This window comes from Leeuwenhoekiella sp. LLG6367-2.1 (genome assembly GCF_045055775.1).
In the GTDB taxonomy this organism is placed as follows: Bacteria; Bacteroidota; Bacteroidia; order Flavobacteriales; family Flavobacteriaceae; genus Leeuwenhoekiella; species Leeuwenhoekiella aequorea.
In genome coordinates this window covers 1,167,023-1,184,990 of sequence record NZ_CP159331.1, presented here as the reverse complement: position 1 = coordinate 1,184,990, position 17,968 = coordinate 1,167,023, and the positions used below count along the sequence as shown (strand labels likewise).

Here is a 17,968-nt window from a genome sequence, read left to right as displayed (position 1 = left end):
CGTTTTTTCATCAATGGAAAAAATGAACAAAGCCTCTTTTTAATGAGGTTTTATATTTCAAGTTTAAGATTATTTGATTTTAAACCACATCACTAAAACCAGGATGCGTTTTTGACGTTTGGATTACCATTTCAGCAGATAATACTGGCCTATAAAGATTTATCGTAAAATCTGAAATGCATGAGCGTAAAAATTTTAGACTGTTTGAGCTTAGGTATTTAGTTCTTTAAAAATCAGTTGAGCGAGTTTCTAAAATTTAGCGAGGGAATGATAGATTTAGATAAAGCTCTTTAAGCCTAGATTTTTTTGGTTCGTTTTTTCATCAATGGAAAAAATGAACAAAGCCCCTATTTAATGAGGCTTTATATTTCAAGTTTCAGGTTATTTGATTTTAAACTACATCACTAAAACCGGGATGCGGTTTTGACGTTTGAATTACCATTTATGCAGTTAATACTGGCCTATAAAGATTTATCGTAAAATCTGAAATGCGTGAGCGTAAAATTTTAGACTGTTTGAGATTATATATTTAGTTCTTTAAAAATCAGTTGAGCGAGTTTCTAAAATTTAGCGAGGGAATGATAGATTTAGATAAAGCTTTTTAAGCCTAGATTTTTTTGGTTCGTTTTTTCATCAATGGAAAAAATGAACAAAGCCCCAATTAATGAGGCTCTATATTTCAAATTTATAAGATTACTTGATTTAAAACTACATCACTAAAACCGGGATACGTTTTTGAAGTTTGAATTATCATTTATGCAGTTAATACTGGCCTATAAAGATTTATCGTAAAATCTGAAATGCTTGAGCGTAAAATTTTAGACTGTTTGAGATTATGTATTTAGTTCTTTAAAAATCAGTTGAGCGAGTTTCTAAAATTTAGCGAGTAAATGATAGATTTAGATAAAGCTTTTTAAGCCTAAATTTTTTTTTGTTTTTTCATCAATGGAAAAAATGAACAAATCCCCTGTTTAATCTATATTTCAAATTTGTAAAATTATTTGATTTTAAACTACATCACTAAATCAATAAACAACTGTTCTAAAGTATCTTCTAGATTTTCACTAAAACCGGGATGCGTTTTTGAGGTTTGTATTACTGAGCTTCTGGTAGCAGTAAGCCATCTAAAACGTTCTGAAGCTTCAAGCTGCGCAATAGGACCGCCAGACTTCTCCCCACAACTAATTGCTTTAAAAGCGCTGAGGTTTTTTTGTACCTGCTCGACATCAAGGTCTGGGCAAAAGGCAGCTAGTTTTTGAGTATCCAGCATGTATTTCATATTTACAAACCGCGGACTTTTGCAGTACAGGATTACGCCTACATTTATAAACTCTTCACGCTCTACCTGAGGTACAATGCGTATTACCGCGTACTCATATAAGTGCTTTCCGTGCATCTTGAGCAGTTTTAGTGAATACTTCGGCTTGTGCTAATCGTGCGGTTAAGAATTGAAAGTAGATCGCGCGAATTTCTTCGGCTGTCTGCTCATAACCTTCCCATTCGAGCCATTCTTGCGGGATGAGGTTTACGATATTTTGTAAAACCTGCGGTGTAAGTAGGCTCTTTAGTTTGAGATTTGCAGTATCCAGTTCGCTTGCCTGCGGAAGCAATACGTGATCTTTAACCAGTGCAAATGGAGTTTGTGCTCCTTTCTCCCAATTCGTAAAACTGTGGTGGAAGTACAGCGATGCGCCGTGATCGATTAACCACAATTCGCGGTGCCACATAAGCATATTTGTATTGCGAAAGGTGCGGTCGATGTTTGTCATAAATGCATCAAACCAAACGATTTCAGAAGCCAGTTGCGCATCAATTGTTGTTACTACGGGATCAAAGTTTATGGCACCTGATAAAAAGTGCAATCCGATGTTAAGTCCCTGGCTGCCTTTAAGTAAATCCTGAATTTCCTCATCTGCTTCGGTGCGGCCAAAGGCTTCATCAAGATGTGCAAAAACCACTTCCGGAACTTTAAAACCCAGTACGCGACCTATCTCACAACCTATAAGTTCTGCGATAAGCATTTTTACCCCGTGTCCGGCGCCTTTAAATTTTACGACATACTTAAAACCGTCATCGGCATCTGCGACCGCCGGTAGCGAACCGCCTTCCCGCAAAGGAGTAATGTACCGCGTAACATTGACGTGGCGAATTTCTGGAGTAGGAATCATCTGTTATTTATGAAGAAGCAAAAATAAACTTTTAGCAACGTATAGAAACCAATAAAAAAGAATGATATTTAGTACTTCATATACCTGTGCGAGAGGTAGTGGTATGTTAGAGAACACCATTTAAAAGTCAATCGTATTAGATATTAGAAAATATACTTATTTATGAAACATCTATTTACATTCTTGTTACTTACTATTTCCTTAAGTGGTTTTTCACAAAATCAGTCTGAAATGAATATAACGGCCTATGAGTCGTTACAAAAGGTTGATGACGAACTCAATAAGGTTTATCAAGATATTTTAAAAGAATATAAGCACGACACGCTCTTCATTAAAAACTTAAAAACTGCTCAGAAACTCTGGATACAATTTAGAGATGCAGAACTTGAAATGAAGTATCCCGCGTATGCAGGCAATCACTATGGGAGTATACAGCCAGTATGTAGCGCAAGTTATTTAGAAGCTTTAACCCAGGAACGAGTTGATACATTAAAGATCTGGCTTCAAGGTATAGAAGAAGGTGATGCCTGCGCCGGATCTGTAAAAACAAAATAGCGGATTTATCCCCTTTTTAAGTTATAAATCAGTTGATTATGGAAATCTGTACTGATTAAATTGGGGAATGCGGTAGATTTAGGAGTTAATTTTAAAAAGGTAATATATTATTGTCACTTAAAGATCAATGTAATATGTATTTCTTTGAAATAAAATTAGTTGTGCACGAGCTGAAACCAGCCAAATAAGCCAACGCTAAAAAAAACTAAAAGAGTTGTTTTTTTATCAACGCTCGAGCGCAATAGAAAAATTAAATATTGAATAAAAAAAAGAGTCTATTTTAATAGACTGAAACCAACCGAAAAAAATGGAGATAACCGAAAAGCTACTGATTGAATTACAAAACCGACTAAAAGTTGGTAGCCGAAGAGGAGTTCATTTAAATGCCATCCCAGCACGTTCGAGATATAAATTTGACCTAACGAGGTTATCTCATATAGACGAAAATCTTCCAGCAAATTTCATTAATGCCTTACTAACTGAATTACCACTAAAATTTAAAATTAGTTGGAAAGACAATGTTCCCGATTTGAATTCTCTTTTTGAAGACGACCAAACACAATTAGTAAAAATAACCAAGTCCTTTGAAAATCTAATAAATCAAACAGAGGCAATAGAATCGGAAAAAGGAATAAACACTTTCGGTTTTGGATTTCCCATACTTGTAAGACGAGACCAATCAGACAACAAATTAACGGTTGCACCTATCTTAATTTGGTCGTTAAGAATAAGAAGAACAAAAGAATTTAATACTTGGGAAATACTACGAACAGAAGATGACCCAATTTATATAAATGAGGTTTTAATTAATCATTTGCAAAATGATTCCAAAATTGAGATTAACCAAATTTCAACGGACTTATTAGATGATGGCTTAATTGACAAAAGTGAACTTGTGGATATTTGCGTAAATATCATTGAATCCATAAACAGTTCAATTCCAGGTGACCTTCGTGAAACATTTAAGGAAAAACTAAATAAAATAAAATCTATTCCAGAAAAGAAACATTATGAAAAGCTACCGTTAACATCTAATAATTCATTTATAGATTTTGGAGGACTATTTTCAATTTTTGAGGTTCAGAAGCAAAATATCATTCACGATTATACGAATTTACTAGAATTAAAAGGTGCAACAATTGACCTTGAGGATATGGTAGAACATACGTTTCAACCAATATCATCAGTCGAAACCGATCCTTCACAACAAGGAATTTTGCATTCTTTAAAAACTTCTCGGAATATTTTAATTCAAGGACCACCAGGAACAGGAAAAAGTCAATCGCTTACAGCGATTTTAGTAAATGCTTTAGAGAATCAAAAAAAGACAATTGTTGTCTGTGAAAAACGAACAGCTTTAGAAGTGCTTCACAATGCCCTAAATGAAAAAGGTCTTAATTATCAATGCGTTCTGCTAAAAGACATAGTTAAAGACAGAAAAGTTGCAGTTGATTCTGTAAGAGATAGAGTAGATAATTCCTCATATCGAAGATATAGATACACTCATTCTAAAGAAACTTTAGACAATATAATTGAAAAGTCAAAAAACTTAATTGATTCAATAAATAAGAGACATAAAAAATTAGGAGCAAATTTAGTCGGTAATAAAAATTGGACTCACATTGTTGGTTCATTATTATCAGAATTAAAAGACAATTTAGAAGACTACAATCTTGATTTAGCAAAAGAAACATTCAGTTATGAATCATCTGAACTAAATCAATTACTAGAGCTAATTAGAAAAGGACAAAATTTATATGAAGAATTTAAACCTCATCTAAACCTTTCTTTTATCAACCCTGTAAAATTAGTCGGAGACAATCCATTTATTATAGAACAGCAGATTGAAGAAGATTTTTCAATCTATAAAAAAGAGTTAAAAATAATATTAGATGACATTCCAAGCTATGAATTAGAATATTATAAAATTAGAAATGAACAGTTTAATTTGCAAAAAACTTCAATTTGTGATATTGAAAATTCTATTCAAAATATACTAACAAAGCATCAAGTAAACAACGACTTTTTCGATGAAGAAAAAACAAATGGATTTTTATTTAAAACTATTTCTATCTTCTCGAAAGAAAAGAAAACTACACTTACCGACCAACAAACAATAAATTCACTTTTTGAAGATTATTCCTCTAAAATTAATCATAGCAAAGACTTTGAAAGTATTGTCTTCTCTAATACAATTAAAGGGAATCAAGACATTCTTAAAAAATATAAGCAAATTATTCAGCGAATTAATAATGAATTTCAATCTAAAATTGAAAATGAGTACAAATTCCTAAATTTAATTAAATCAAATGAAAAGGAATTTGAAACAGAATTACTACAAACAATAAAAACAAATATTAGTAGTTTAAAGACGAAAATCAAAGAACAAAATTGGACTAAAAAAGAAATAAATGGAGATTCTCACAATGTTATAATTTCTCAAATTCAGGCTTTATTAGATTCAAAGGAGCAATTTTTCGCAAATGAAAACGACCTTTTTTCAATTGAGTTTAAGTGGTTTCAATTTTACAATTCATTATCAACAGAGAATAGACTAATAATTGACCAATTAAAGGAAAAAACAAATTGGAGAAAAACATTTTTGATTTTCTACCTTAATTCTATGCTTGTAAATTCTGCAAACACAGATTTACCAACTAATGATAACGACCATATTGAATTAGGGAAATCATTATCCGAACTTGAAAAAGAACAGATTAAATATATTAGAGAATATTGGTTTTCAAAACAAATAGATGCAACAAGAGAGTTTGATAATAAGCATCCAAGTTTAGCAGTTGAAAATTTATATAATAAACGAGCAGGTAAAAGACATAAACGACTATCCTTAAGGGAAATTGTAAAATTGGATATGGATTTATTCACTACTTTCTTTCCAATAATTCTAACAACACCAGACGTAGTAAGTAATCTCTTTAAAGGCAAAAATCAATATTTTGATATTGTTATGTTTGATGAGGCAAGTCAATTAAAGTTAGAAGATAATTTACCAGCACTTTTAAAAGGGAAGCAGATTATAATTGCAGGAGATGAACACCAAATGCCACCCTCGAATTATTTTAGCAAAATATTTGATGGTGCAATTGACGATGAGGATGAATTTGAAGATGAAATAGACAAAATTAAAAACGATATAAGTAATTCACTTTCGGATTGTGAGTCACTTCTTGATTTTGCTTCCGAATTAGGTTTTGAGAAAAAGCATTTAGACTTTCATTATCGCTCAAGACATCCTTACCTTATTGATTATTCAAATTATGCCTTTTATAATCAACGATTAAAACCACTTCCAAACAGTTTTGATTATGTTCCAATAAATTATGTTCCCGTTAATGGCACATATTCAGATAATTCTAATGATGCAGAAGCTGAAACAATTCTGTCAATAATTGATAACAATATTTCAAGACTTCCGAACGGAGAATATCCAACAGTTGGAGTAGCAACTTTTAACATCAATCAACGAAATCTAATTTTAGGTAAGATTAATGAAAGAAGAAAATTTGATAAATACAGAGACTTTAACGACAAAGTAATTGAACTCGAAGAGAATGGTTTTTTTGTTAAAAATTTAGAAAATATTCAAGGAGACGAAAGAGATGTAATTATTCTTTCAACCACTTATGGTATTAATAAAGAAGGGAAATTTTCCCAAAGATTTGGTTCAATAAATCATCAAAAAGGGTACAAGCTTTTAAATGTTATTGTTACAAGAGCAAAATACAAAGTTTATGTATGTTCTTCAATCCCTGAAGATATATTTTTAAATTACAAAGAGCACTTAATAAATGAAGGTTCAAATAACCGTAGAGGTGCTTTATACGCTTATTTAGCATATTCAAAAGCTGTTAGTGAACAAGATAACGAAGCAAGAGTTTCAGTTTTAAATACACTAGCAGAAAATTCCACGAAAAGCACTACGATTGAAAATTTAAATGATGATCTTGAATCACCATTTGAAGAGGAAGTTTATGAAGCTCTAATTGAACATTTTGAGGAAAAAAATATTATCCCTCAACTTCAATTTGCAGGTTTCAGAATTGATTTAGTTTACGACACGAAACATATTGGACTTCCAAAAATCGCAATAGAATGTGATGGTGCTGCTTATCATTCTAGCCAAGAAGCATATTTACACGACAGACACAGGCAAAAAATTCTTGAAGGACACGGTTTTGTTTTTCATAGAATATGGAGCACAAATTGGTGGAGAAACCCACAAAAGGAGACAACAAAATTAGTAGAATTTATAAAAAGTATTAAAAGCAGCAGTCCTTCAATTTTTGAAGATAAATCAAAAACAGGTCTAGCATTTACAGATAATATCACGATTATCGAAAATGAGCTTTCTAAGGTTTCCCCAAGCCTTAAAAAAGATTTAAAGGAAACTATTGAAGCGGTCAGTAAAAAAGAAGATGTTCAAACAACATTATTAAAAAAATCCATTACTGTTAATAGTAAAGTGAAAGTAAGATATTTAAATATTGATAAAGATTTGAAAGTTCATTTAGTTGACCAAGCTGTGTCAAAATTTGAAAAATCAAATGGTATTCAAAAAATAAATATTATGACACCTTTGGGTATTGCTTTAAAAGGAAAATCTGTTGGGGATACGGTTAAGATTGGGAACTTGGATAAGTTTGTTAGAATATTAGAAATTATGAATTAAGCCGGCGCTAAAAGGCCATGCACATTTGCAATTCGCACCAGCCAAAAATGTTAAAAAAGTATATCGCACCAATGATGATTGACAAACGGAATAAAAAAAGTATGAAAACGCAACATCTTGAATAAAAAATAAGAACTTGGTGTTGCGTTAAAACTAATTTTTGTTTACTCGTTTTCCGTTATTCTGAATGGGAGTTTATACTACAACCTTACTTTCCATACACAATAATCTCGACTCCGCTCGATGTGACCTTCTAAATTCTACAACGTTTCACTTCTATCAATTAACCATTAACGTATAACCCGCTTCCGCAATTCGCGTCTTTTAAAATACCGTAACGAAAAATAGAGCACTGCTGCCAGCGGTACCGCGATCATTAGATAACGCAAGGACATATCGAATGTCGTGTTTATTTCGCCCGAGGCAGAAATCGCAAAACTCCCTATAGAAGTGATGATGTAGAGCAAACCGCCCATTAGTCCGCCTGCGATACCGGCATTTCCCGGAAAGAAAATCATATTTTGGGTAAAGTAATTGGTAAACAAAAAGCCCGAGCAGATGTGAATAAAAAAGGCAAAACCGATTAGCAGCACCAGATTATCTACAAAGCCGGCGAGCGTGATAAACACCCCAATAATTACCAACTGTATTAGCGAGACCAACCGTATTTTTTTTGCAAAAGCTACCGGTGTAAACTTCTTACTTAGAATACCACCAATCATCCAGGAGAGTCCCAGAACCAGTGTGCAGTACCCAATTATCACCGGACTGTAATTAAAATGGTGTTCTACTACAAATGGCCCTGCGATGTTGAATACCATCACGACCGAATAGGCAAATCCCAAGACTAATATTCCTAAAATAAACCCCGGATTTTTGAGCATTGCCATATACAGTAGCGAGGTTTTCTTGAGGTTGAATTTTTTATAATTGCGTATGGTTTCCCCGCCAAAAGCGAGTTCGGCTCCAAAGAGTATCGCTGCATAAATTGCCAGGAAGTAAAAGTTAGACTGCCAGCCAAATTGCTCTTCGAGAAAACCACCCAGAAACGGAGCGATAATAGGGCCACACGACCAAACAATAGTAAAGAAGCTGAGGTAATGTTTTCTCTCTTTGTCGTCGTAGAGGTCTACAAAATAAGCACGTTTTGCAACCACAATAAACGCGGTAGCAATCCCTTGTACAATACGCAACAAGCTAATAACTGCGACTTCGTGGGTGAAGGTAACCGCAAGGCTGCTCAAGAGTAAAATAACAAGCGAAATCATTACTGGTTTACGCCGCCCAATACTGTCTGCCACAGGACCTACAAAAAGCTGAGCAAAACCATAACTTAGAAAAAAGCAGGTGAGCGTAAACTGGATACTTTGTTCAGAAACGTCAAGGTTACGCGCCATAGACGGAAACGACGGCAAATAGATATCGGTCATAAATCCCGATAAGGGAATAGACAGAAAGGTGATAATCGTAGCGATTTTCTTTCGGGATGCAGAGGCTTCGCGTAAGTGCATAGGAGAAATTTCCTTTTAAATTTTAAATAGCCAAAATTGAGTTGGTACTTATCTAAGGCATACTTTTTTGAAAAACATCACCTTAAATATTCAGAACGACCATACGATTTTCTAAACAGAATTAAAATTAAAGCTCCCCTCTTAAGATAGAGGGGAGCTTTGTTGTGTATTGAATTTAAACTTAAAGTCTTAGTGCTTTCCGTCTTTTATAAGATCTGGAAATTTTGCTTGAAAACGCTCTAATCTCGGGATCGATACGTTTTGAATGTATGGATTCTCCGGGTGTTTTCTTTCGTAATTTTGGTGATACCCTTCGGCTTCCCAGAATTTATCAAAAGGCTTTACTTCGGCAGCAATTTTAGCGTCTAGTTCTTTAGCTAATGCAGCTTTTTTCTCGTCTATAACTTTCTTTTCGGCATCGTTCTGATAGAAAATAATAGAGCGATACTGCGAACCTTTATCTGGCCCCTGACCGTTTACCTGTGTAGGATTCTGTGAACCAAAATACACATCTACGAGTTGGCTAAAACTTACCACACTAGGATCGTAAATAATCTTCACAGCCTCTGCGTGACCCGTTTTACCGGTATTGCTCTCTTCGTAAGTTGGGTTTTTTGTGTGTCCACCAGCATAACCAGAAATTGATTCTTTAACTCCTTTTACGCTTTCGTACACCGCTTCTACACACCAGAAACACCCACTTGCAAAATAAGCAGTCGCTTCTTGTTGTGAAGTAGCCGCTTCAACCTCATCTTTCGGTATAAATTTTAAAGCAGCAGAATTAATGCAGTAACGCAAGCCAGTAGGATCTGGTCCATCGTCAAAAACGTGACCTAAGTGTAAACCCGTTTCTTTCTCGATCACCTCATCGCGAGTCATTCCCAGACTATTGTCTTTTACCCAGATTACGGCATCTTCATTTATAGGTTTGGAGAAAGAAGGCCATCCGGTACCAGAGTCAAATTTAGTTTCAGAACTAAATAAAGGCTGCCCTGTAGCGGCACTTACATAAATACCTTCCTCGTGATTGTTGTAGAATTCATTTTCAAAAGGAGCTTCTGTTCCTTTCTTTACCATAATTTCATACTGCTTCTCGGTAAGTTGTGATTTCCACGCCTCGTCTGCTTTAGCGGCAGGAAACGATTCATTAAGCGCCATATCTGCACTTTCTGTCACTTCATTTTTACCTTGTTTGCCTTCTCCGCACGAAGTAAATAATAAACTCAATGCGATAGTCGCTGCAAGTAATGCTGAAAATAAAATTCTATTTTTCATACTCTTTTTTAATATAAACGATTCTTAATCGTTTTGGGTTTTCTGTTTTGACGTAATGGCTAAAGTGAACTTTCTTAATGGGTTCCTAAAGTTTAGCAAATATCTTACTGAATAATTTTTAGTGCACGTTTAGAGGCTTTTTTATTTCAGCGAATCAAGATAAGATCTAAAGTCTTGTGTGTCGTAATCTGCCATTCCCATATGGGTAAGGGCAAGATTGCCTTGCGCATCTATAAAAATCGTTGTGGGTAAGCTTCCGGTGTTGTACATCTCAGGAAGATCATTTGCAACCCGATAAATGGGAAAAGTGTAGCCTTTTTTTGCTTTAAAATCGCGTGCCTTTTGAAAGTCTGTATCAAATGAGACCAGCACAAAATTTACATCTTTATATTTATCTGCATAGAGATTAGCAATACCTGGCATTTCTGCAATACAGGGTGCACACCAGGTGGCCCAGAAATTCATAAAAATAGGTTTACCACTAAATGTCTTTAAAGAAACAAGTTCGTCTTGCTCGTTGTAAAACTGAACTTCAAAATCTGCTTTTGTGAGTTCGTTTTCTGAAGCATCTGTAGTTTCCTGAGCATACTCAATCTTAGGGTTAAAAATACCGGTTTTAAGCATTCCGCGTTGTACGAGTGCTAGTATTTGATTGTTGAGGCCGGTGCTGTAGAAAATTACAATAGCCCCAATAAACAAGGTGATTTTTAAAATTCGTTTGTGTTGGATTTTCATAAATAGTAGTAACTAAAAACGCAGCACAAGTTATGCGCTGCGTTTTAAAAATGCTCCTTAGGCAGCACTTATTTTTTTGAATAGAAGGTATCTGGTTTTGCTTCTTTACTTAATGAGCTGTTTTTAAAAGATACCGTATTGCGAGGTTCAGTTAATAGATCATTTTCTACCACATACCAAGAAATAGATTGAGGTAAGAGTACATCTTCTACATTTGTCCAGTTGTCATACGCGATATAATTTACGGCATCAGATTTTTCTTCTGCACCAAAAGTTGCTGTATAGCCTAACCAGCGCATTTTATAGGTTTCTGAATCATAGTATAAGTAATACTCATCGTTTGAAGACGAACCCACATTAGCTTCAAAGCTTATTTTAAAACCAGGGTACGCCACATCTTTCACTACCAGATCTGTAGTAGCATCGTAGATGATTCCTTCATCGGCAAGTACAAACGGCATTGCGTAGAAATAGAACATAAGATTGTGGTAGAAGTTAGGATTACCTTTATAAGTCTCTTCAGGATCGGTAAGCCAGGCTTGTGAACCGTCAAAACCCATTGTAGCAGAACCCATTTGAATTTGATCTTTGCGGGTTTCTAAATCTATGGTGTGCGTTTCATCTGTATTAGGTGATTTGTCAATCGTAAACTGAAGCGTTTTATAGGATTTCCAGTTATCTAGCCCGCCGTGAGCTTTCAGTATTTTCTCAAAAGCCACAGGATAACTTCTTGGTTCTTCTGCTGAGTCTTCGATTTCTGTGGTCGTTTCAGGTTGTGTATTGTTTTCTTTTTTTGAATTACAAGCCAGTGTAATGCTAAGAATAAAAAGGAGTAGAGCGTATTTCATTGTATATAGGTTGATTAGAATGTTTAGTCTTCGGTTCTAAAAATGGCTTACAACGACCCACTTATTTTATTTTGAATTTAATTCTGTAAACTGACAAAAGTCATAAAATAGGACGCTGACTACCGGTAATTTTACCCTGTAAATTACTAATAATTAAAATGATCTGGTATGAACGTGTTCTCAAAATTCCATTCTGATTTTACTGATAATGTGCTAGGATACTCTGCACTAGGTATCATTCTAAGTACCTGTTTAGGTTCTGCAGCAGTCTTTAGTGTGCTTCATTTTGGGCACGGAATGACTCAAATGCTAATTGTTATGCTCACGGTAATTTTGTGCAGCACGCATAATGCAGCTATCTTAACTGTACAAAAGCCTGAACTTATTTTTAAGTTACTAGGCGCAAGTATTGTATCGAGTATATTAATAATCGCAGGCAGCTTACTGATGTAACTATTTTATAGACTATTTATTAACCAAACCTCAGGATTTTAGCTTTACTATTCTGAGGTTTTCTTTTTTTACTGAACGCAAACGTGAAGCATCAACCGGCATAAATGATTGAGTTGTTTTGCCTAATTTTGAAGGTATGACAGATCATTCAGAATCCAGATGTGAAAATTGCATAATCAGAGAGTTGAATGCGCTTAAAGCTTTGAAAAAAGAAGAGCTTAAACAAATTTCTGATAGTAAGGTTAGCCGCACTATAAAAAAGGGAGAAGCTATTTTTAGAGAAGGCGAGCAGCTTAATGGGGTCTTTTGTGTACGCAACGGAGTTTCTAAGCTTTCAAAAATAAGTGAAAACGGTAAAGATCAAATTGTCAAAATAGCTACAAAAGGAGAGGTGATGGGGCAGCGTTCTCTTATAGCAGAAGAGGCGACAAACCTAAGCGCCGTAGCTTTAAACGATATGGAAGTCTGTTACATACCTAAAAGCAACATTACTCAGACGCTTACCGACAACCCGGCTTTTGTAGCTGCGATCTTGAAGCATATGGCTCAGGAGCTTAAGCAAGCAGATGATCTAATCGTGAATATGGCTCAGAAATCGGTAAATCAGCGTATAGCAGAAGTGCTTCTATATTTGGAGAAAAATTTTGGGTGTGATGAAGCCGGTTATTTTAATCTTGTTCTTTCTCGGGCAGACATTGCAGCGGTGGTAGGTACGGCTACAGAATTGTGTATACGTACATTAGCAAAAATGAAAAAGCAACAACTCATAGCGACCAAAGGGAAACGCATACGCATTCTTAATAAAGAGGGCTTAGTGCAACTTCAAAACGGAGGCAATTTCTAAACTACCGTGTAACTTCTTACGAATTTCAATTCTATAAAATCTGCCGTATCCCTTAGTGACAAAGAGCTCCCGTAAATACTGGTCAAAATGAATAAATAAAGTCTTTATTTTTATTTGTACTTAATCTAAATAATAATAAGTTTGCAACTCAATAACTATTGATGAAGCAAAAATTACTTTTTTTATTACTTGTTTTTCCGCTTTTGGCGTCTGCACAATATGACATAAGTGGTGTAGTAAAAGATGCAAATGGATATCTGGTTGCAAATACTACGGTTCAACTTAATCACGCAAAATATGGTCAGCGTGCAGTTACAAACGCAGCCGGAATTTATGTTTTGAAGAACATTGCTTCAGGAACTTATACATTAGAAGTTTCTTCAGGAGATTTTATAGGCTTTGAGCAGGTAACGGTAAAAAATGCTCCTTTACGTCATGACATTCAGCTTAAAAATGACAAAGATTACGAGCTTGACGAAGTTGCTATTAAAGGTGAATCGTTAAAAACCAAAATCGAGAAAAAAGGTTTTGCAGTTAACATCATCAATACCGAAGAAGCCAGCCAGCGTAACATACAAACTAACGAGTTACTCAATACCACAGTAGGTGTAAAGATTCGTCAAAATGGAGGGTTAGGTTCTAATGTAGAATATTCCTTAAACGGACTTTCAGGAAGTGCGGTGCGTATTTTTATAGACGGGATTCCTATTTCGACTTTTGGTTCATCTTTTAATTTAAATAGTATTCCACCCTCTTTAATTGAGCAGATCGAAGTGTACAAAGGAGTTGTGCCCGGTTATCTTGCAGATGATGCCTTAGGAGGAGCTATAAATATTGTTCTGGACAAAACTGCCAACACACATTTGAATGCTTCCGTTTCTTATGGATCGTTTAATACCTTTCAAGCAAGTGTAAATGGGTTGTACCGATTTGAAGATTCGGGCTTTACTGTTAAAGCTTCGGGTTTCCATAATTATTCAGATAACGATTATAAAGTTTCCGGTAGAAGTGTTGTAGTTGCAGGATTAGGAGGTGCTCAAACTCCTATCACAGCACGTAGATTTAATGATGCATACCGTTCAACCGGAGGAATGGTGCAATTAGGATTTACCAATGTAAACTGGGCAGATCAATTTTTTGTAGGCTTTACCGGTTCTGACGATTACAAAGAAGTACAGCACGGTGCATTTATGACGATAAGACCGTATAAAGGTCGTTTTCTGGAGTCTGACGCGACGCTTGCAAATCTTACGTACCAAAAGCAAGATTTATTCATAGAAGGTTTAGATCTTAATATAAATGGATACTACGGAAAACGTAACCGTCAGGTTAATGATACGGTAGCTGCAGCATATAGCTGGGCTGGTGAGCGTGCCATTGACTTTAGAGGTGACGAATTTGAATATACTTGGGGTTCTCAACAAGAGCCACCCCCTGGAGAACCAGGTCCTACGCTTTTAAAAATTAAGCGAAACGTAGCGTCTATACGTACGGGATTATCCTACGCGGTAAATGACAATCATCGGTTTTTACTTAATCACGTATATAGTGGGATTGACCGGGAAGATAGCGATGAGCTCTTATCCCTTTTAGAAAATACATTTATAGGTACTAGAGATTTACATAAGAATATTTACTCTTTTACCTATGAATTTAATGCCTTTGATGATAAGCTAGAAGCCAGTTTATTTGGTAAGCACTATCAGCAAAAATCAGTGAGTGTTGATCCTGCAATAGCAACCGATGCAAATGGTGATAGTCAACTTGTAGATGAGGTGGTGAGTAGTAACAAAACCTATGAGGGTTATGGGTTCGCACTTTCTTATGCGATTTTGCCTGAGCTAACCTTGCTTACCTCTGCAGAGAAAGCCATACGCTTGCCTAATGAGACCGAAATTTTTGGTGACGACGGCGATAATGTGGTTGCTAACTCCAGTATAAAGCCCGAGCAAAGTAATAATTACAATCTTGGTTTTAGATTTGGTTCGTTTAACATAAAGAAGCATCAATTTACGGTTTCTACAAACTTATTTACCCGAAATATAAAAGATCGAATTGGACTTCCTATTGAAAACTCATCTAATATAGACGACGAACTAACTGTCTACGTAAATCAGGGAAGCGGAACTTCTAAAGGCTTTGATGCGCAACTAAATTATAGCTATGACAGAAATTTTGGATTCAATTTTAATATATCACAATTTGATCTAAAAATAGAAAATCGCGGATCTCTGGTAGATGTGCCTAACACGCCTTTTCTTACTATGAATGGTAATCTTAGATATTCATTTAAAGATTTTATTCAGAAAGATGCTCGTTTAAATCTGTTTTACACCGTGTATTATACAGACGAGTTTTCTTACCTCGTACCCCAAGGATCAAACACTGTGGGAGACGAATTTTTTAAAGTACCGGAGCAATTACAGCAAGATTTTGGATTGAGCTACAGCTTTCCTAAAAACAACCTGGTAATGAGTTTTGATGTTAAAAACATATTTGACAAGCCGGTGTTTGATAATCTTTCGGTACAAAAACCGGGAAGAGCTTTCTACTTAAAACTAAACTATACAATCAATAAATTTTAATTACTAAAATAGAACTATAATGAAGCGCAATTTTTTCAATATCAAATATGTCGCGGCAGGAGTACTGCTAGCAGGTCTAATGGCATCTTGTAGTACCGATGATACTAACGAAGATACAGATCCCGGTACAGATCCTGTAGCAGAGTCACGATTCATCACCATTGCAGCTGCACGAATGGGTACAGACCCGGGAGATGGTAATGGAGGAACTTCTATTTTCTCGATTACGAGTGAGCAGGCAAAAGATCCTAACTTTTCTGTAGACGCTTTTAACAACGGGTTTACAGTACCTTCTAATAGAACGGCGCGTTTACAATCATCTGAAGATGGTAGCACAATTTTTAATATTAGTTATGCAGGGGATACCGGTGGTAACTATTCAAAATTTAAAGTAGAAGGTGGTCAGGTTTATACTAAGGTAGGTTCTGATATTAGTATAGAACCCTATGTAGGATCTGCACCACGATGGATTAAATTATTTGATGGAGACCAGACCGGAGCTGCGGTATATGTAAATACTGAAAATATTATTGATGACAATGATACGCCAGATATTGTTACAGATGACTTTTATGTGCGTACTGAAGCAACAATGGGTGTTGTAACCCTAGATTTAGAAAACTCGTTAATAAAGAATTTCGAAGAATCTACCCTTCGGTTATCTGCAGAGGAAGAAGCAGAAGGATATTATATCTCTAGAATAGATATGCCTACTTTAAATGCTGCAGGAGACAAACTATATATAGGAGCACGTTTGAGTAAAGTAAATCCTGAGACGACAGAAAGTGAGTCTGACTATGAGATTTTAGGATCTAAAACAATCGTGTTAGATTACCCATCATTATTAAATCCTACTGTTATTACTTCTAATGTAGGATTAGGTAACACAAATGGATACCGAAGTATCAACTCTTTTCTTTATGAAGGAAGTGTTTACCAGGCAAATCAAGGCGATCCTCAAGGTTCGCATATCTTAAAAATAAATGCAGACAATACGTATGATGATTCGTATGTATTTAATTTTGATGATGCATTAGGAATAAATGATGCATACATATTAGCGTGGAGACCAGCAGCTAACGGAAAAGCTGTTGTTGCTTATCGTCACGCAGGTTCTGCAGAAGGTGTTGCAGGAGCTCAGGGATTTTTTGCATTAGTAGATTTAGAAGCTAAAACAGCACAGAAAATTGATGCTATACCATACGATCCTGACTTTTACTTATTTCAATATCAAGGATTTGTAGTAGATGGTAATGATATCTATGTGACTCAGGCTCCCGTAGGTAAAAATGGAAATATTTATGTTATAGATACAGAAACCGGCGCAGTTACAAAAGGAGCTGAATTGGTAAACACTACAGGAAGTCACTTTATAGGTGTATTCTAGTAATAAGCTTTAGAAAAGTTAAAAAACCTCGTAGCAATACGAGGTTTTTTTAGGTCTTACTGAATGTTGAGATTAGTAATTCATAAAAAAAATGCCCGCTTTAGCGGGCATTTTTAGTTATCTAAATATTGAAAACCTTATTTGATTTCAGTAATAAAATCTTCTTTAGGAGTACGCACTTTTTTCATATTTACGAGCCAGTCGTTATCGGCATCGCGATAGCCTAAAGTAAGAAGAAGTGTGCTTTTGTAACCGCTATTCTCAAGATTTAAGAGTTCGTCAACTTTAGGAGGTAAAAAACCTTCAATAGGAGTAGCATCTACTTTTTGTTCGGCAGCTGCAGCAATAGCCATTGCAAAAGAAATATAACTTTGCTTAGCAGCGTGATCTGCCTGCCATTCTTTTCCTAAAGGCTCATATAAACCTAAGATGTTATTTTTATAGTCATCCATAGTAGAGTGTGGAAGACCGCGCTCGTCCATTGTATAATTAAAAACCTCAGAAACACGCTCGTCTGAGTATCCATCCCAGGCTGCAAAAACGAGCAAATGAGAACAATCTATAACCTGGCTTTGACCCCAGGCAACATCTTTAATCTTCGCTAGTAATTCTCGGTTAGATATAACAAACACCTTGTAAGGCTGTAATCCTGAAGATGAAGGAGCCAGTCGTGCAGCTTCTAATATATAGTCTAATTTCTCCTGCGGTATCTGTTCGCCATTCATTTTCTTAGCAGCGTAACGCCATTGAAGGTCTTCTAATAAACTCATTTTTCAGTTTTTTAATTTTTTGTAAAATTAGTGAAGGTAAGTGACATAGAATGATTCATCACAGAAAGTGTGCTGTTAATAATTGCCAATTAAATGGTTGAGGGGATTAAAATAATAAATCTGTCCTGTTCGAAGTTTTTTTGATGC

At 35.3% G+C, this 17,968-nt stretch carries 13 protein-coding genes; 6 read left to right on the top strand and 7 right to left on the bottom strand.

The window, feature by feature from the left end; genetic code table 11:
• Positions 1-1,012: 1,012 nt before the first annotated feature.
• Both ABVM53_RS05385 and ABVM53_RS05380 read right to left on the bottom strand, forming a co-directional pair.
• Entirely contained in the window at positions 1,013-1,396 is a 384-nt protein-coding gene (locus ABVM53_RS05385; protein ID WP_405330284.1) for a DUF3037 domain-containing protein, read from the bottom strand.
• Complete coding sequence (locus tag ABVM53_RS05380; protein WP_405330282.1) at positions 1,374-2,168, bottom strand: HipA family kinase; 795 nt, start codon at positions 2,166-2,168, stop codon at positions 1,374-1,376. Before ABVM53_RS05380 ends, ABVM53_RS05385 begins: the two co-directional genes overlap by 23 nt.
• Positions 2,169-2,330: 162 nt before the next feature.
• Here ABVM53_RS05380 and ABVM53_RS05375 point away from each other — a divergent pair, with 162 nt between their 5' ends.
• Both ABVM53_RS05375 and ABVM53_RS05370 read left to right on the top strand, forming a co-directional pair.
• Positions 2,331-2,723 carry a lysozyme inhibitor LprI family protein gene (locus tag ABVM53_RS05375; RefSeq protein ID WP_405330280.1) on the top strand — a complete coding sequence of 131 codons (393 nt, stop codon included), beginning with the start codon at positions 2,331-2,333 and terminating at the stop codon, positions 2,721-2,723.
• A gap of 307 nt (positions 2,724-3,030) precedes the next feature.
• Positions 3,031-7,413, top strand: coding sequence for an AAA domain-containing protein (locus ABVM53_RS05370; RefSeq protein ID WP_405330278.1), 4,383 nt, complete (start codon positions 3,031-3,033; stop codon positions 7,411-7,413).
• Positions 7,414-7,703: 290 nt separating this feature from the next.
• Here the strand turns inward: ABVM53_RS05370 and ABVM53_RS05365 are convergent, their stop codons facing one another.
• The 4 genes from ABVM53_RS05365 to ABVM53_RS05350 all read right to left on the bottom strand — a co-directional run bounded on the left by ABVM53_RS05365 (position 7,704) and on the right by ABVM53_RS05350 (position 11,782).
• The gene (locus tag ABVM53_RS05365) at positions 7,704-8,924 is read right to left on the bottom strand and encodes an MFS transporter (RefSeq protein ID WP_405330276.1); all 1,221 of its coding nucleotides are present in this window, start codon (positions 8,922-8,924) and stop codon (positions 7,704-7,706) included.
• Positions 8,925-9,113: 189 nt separating this feature from the next.
• Complete coding sequence (locus ABVM53_RS05360) at positions 9,114-10,082, bottom strand: bifunctional methionine sulfoxide reductase B/A protein (protein ID WP_405330850.1); 969 nt, start codon at positions 10,080-10,082, stop codon at positions 9,114-9,116.
• 258 nt (positions 10,083-10,340) lie between these two features.
• On the bottom strand, positions 10,341-10,934 hold the full coding sequence (locus ABVM53_RS05355; RefSeq protein WP_405330275.1) for a TlpA family protein disulfide reductase: 594 nt from the start codon (positions 10,932-10,934) through the stop codon (positions 10,341-10,343).
• Positions 10,935-11,002: 68 nt separating this feature from the next.
• Positions 11,003-11,782 carry a DUF6503 family protein gene (locus tag ABVM53_RS05350; RefSeq protein WP_405330273.1) on the bottom strand — a complete coding sequence of 260 codons (780 nt, stop codon included), beginning with the start codon at positions 11,780-11,782 and terminating at the stop codon, positions 11,003-11,005.
• Between the two features lie 168 nt (positions 11,783-11,950).
• On the opposite strand from ABVM53_RS05350, the gene ABVM53_RS05345 reads away from it, so the two are divergent.
• From ABVM53_RS05345 to ABVM53_RS05330, 4 genes are all read left to right on the top strand, one after another.
• Entirely contained in the window at positions 11,951-12,235 is a 285-nt protein-coding gene (locus tag ABVM53_RS05345) for a hypothetical protein (RefSeq protein ID WP_128757864.1), read from the top strand.
• A gap of 136 nt (positions 12,236-12,371) precedes the next feature.
• Entirely contained in the window at positions 12,372-13,079 is a 708-nt protein-coding gene (locus ABVM53_RS05340) for a Crp/Fnr family transcriptional regulator (protein ID WP_405330271.1), read from the top strand.
• A gap of 161 nt (positions 13,080-13,240) precedes the next feature.
• Positions 13,241-15,664: a TonB-dependent receptor domain-containing protein gene (locus ABVM53_RS05335; protein WP_405330270.1), complete on the top strand. Its 2,424-nt coding sequence runs from the start codon at positions 13,241-13,243 to the stop codon at positions 15,662-15,664.
• A 19-nt stretch (positions 15,665-15,683) separates the two neighbouring features.
• Entirely contained in the window at positions 15,684-17,051 is a 1,368-nt protein-coding gene (locus tag ABVM53_RS05330) for a hypothetical protein (RefSeq protein ID WP_405330268.1), read from the top strand.
• Between the two features lie 137 nt (positions 17,052-17,188).
• Here the strand turns inward: ABVM53_RS05330 and ABVM53_RS05325 are convergent, their stop codons facing one another.
• Positions 17,189-17,821 (bottom strand): nitroreductase family protein, encoded by a 633-nt coding sequence (locus tag ABVM53_RS05325; protein WP_405330266.1) that lies wholly within the window; start codon positions 17,819-17,821, stop codon positions 17,189-17,191.
• Positions 17,822-17,968: the final 147 nt, after the last annotated feature.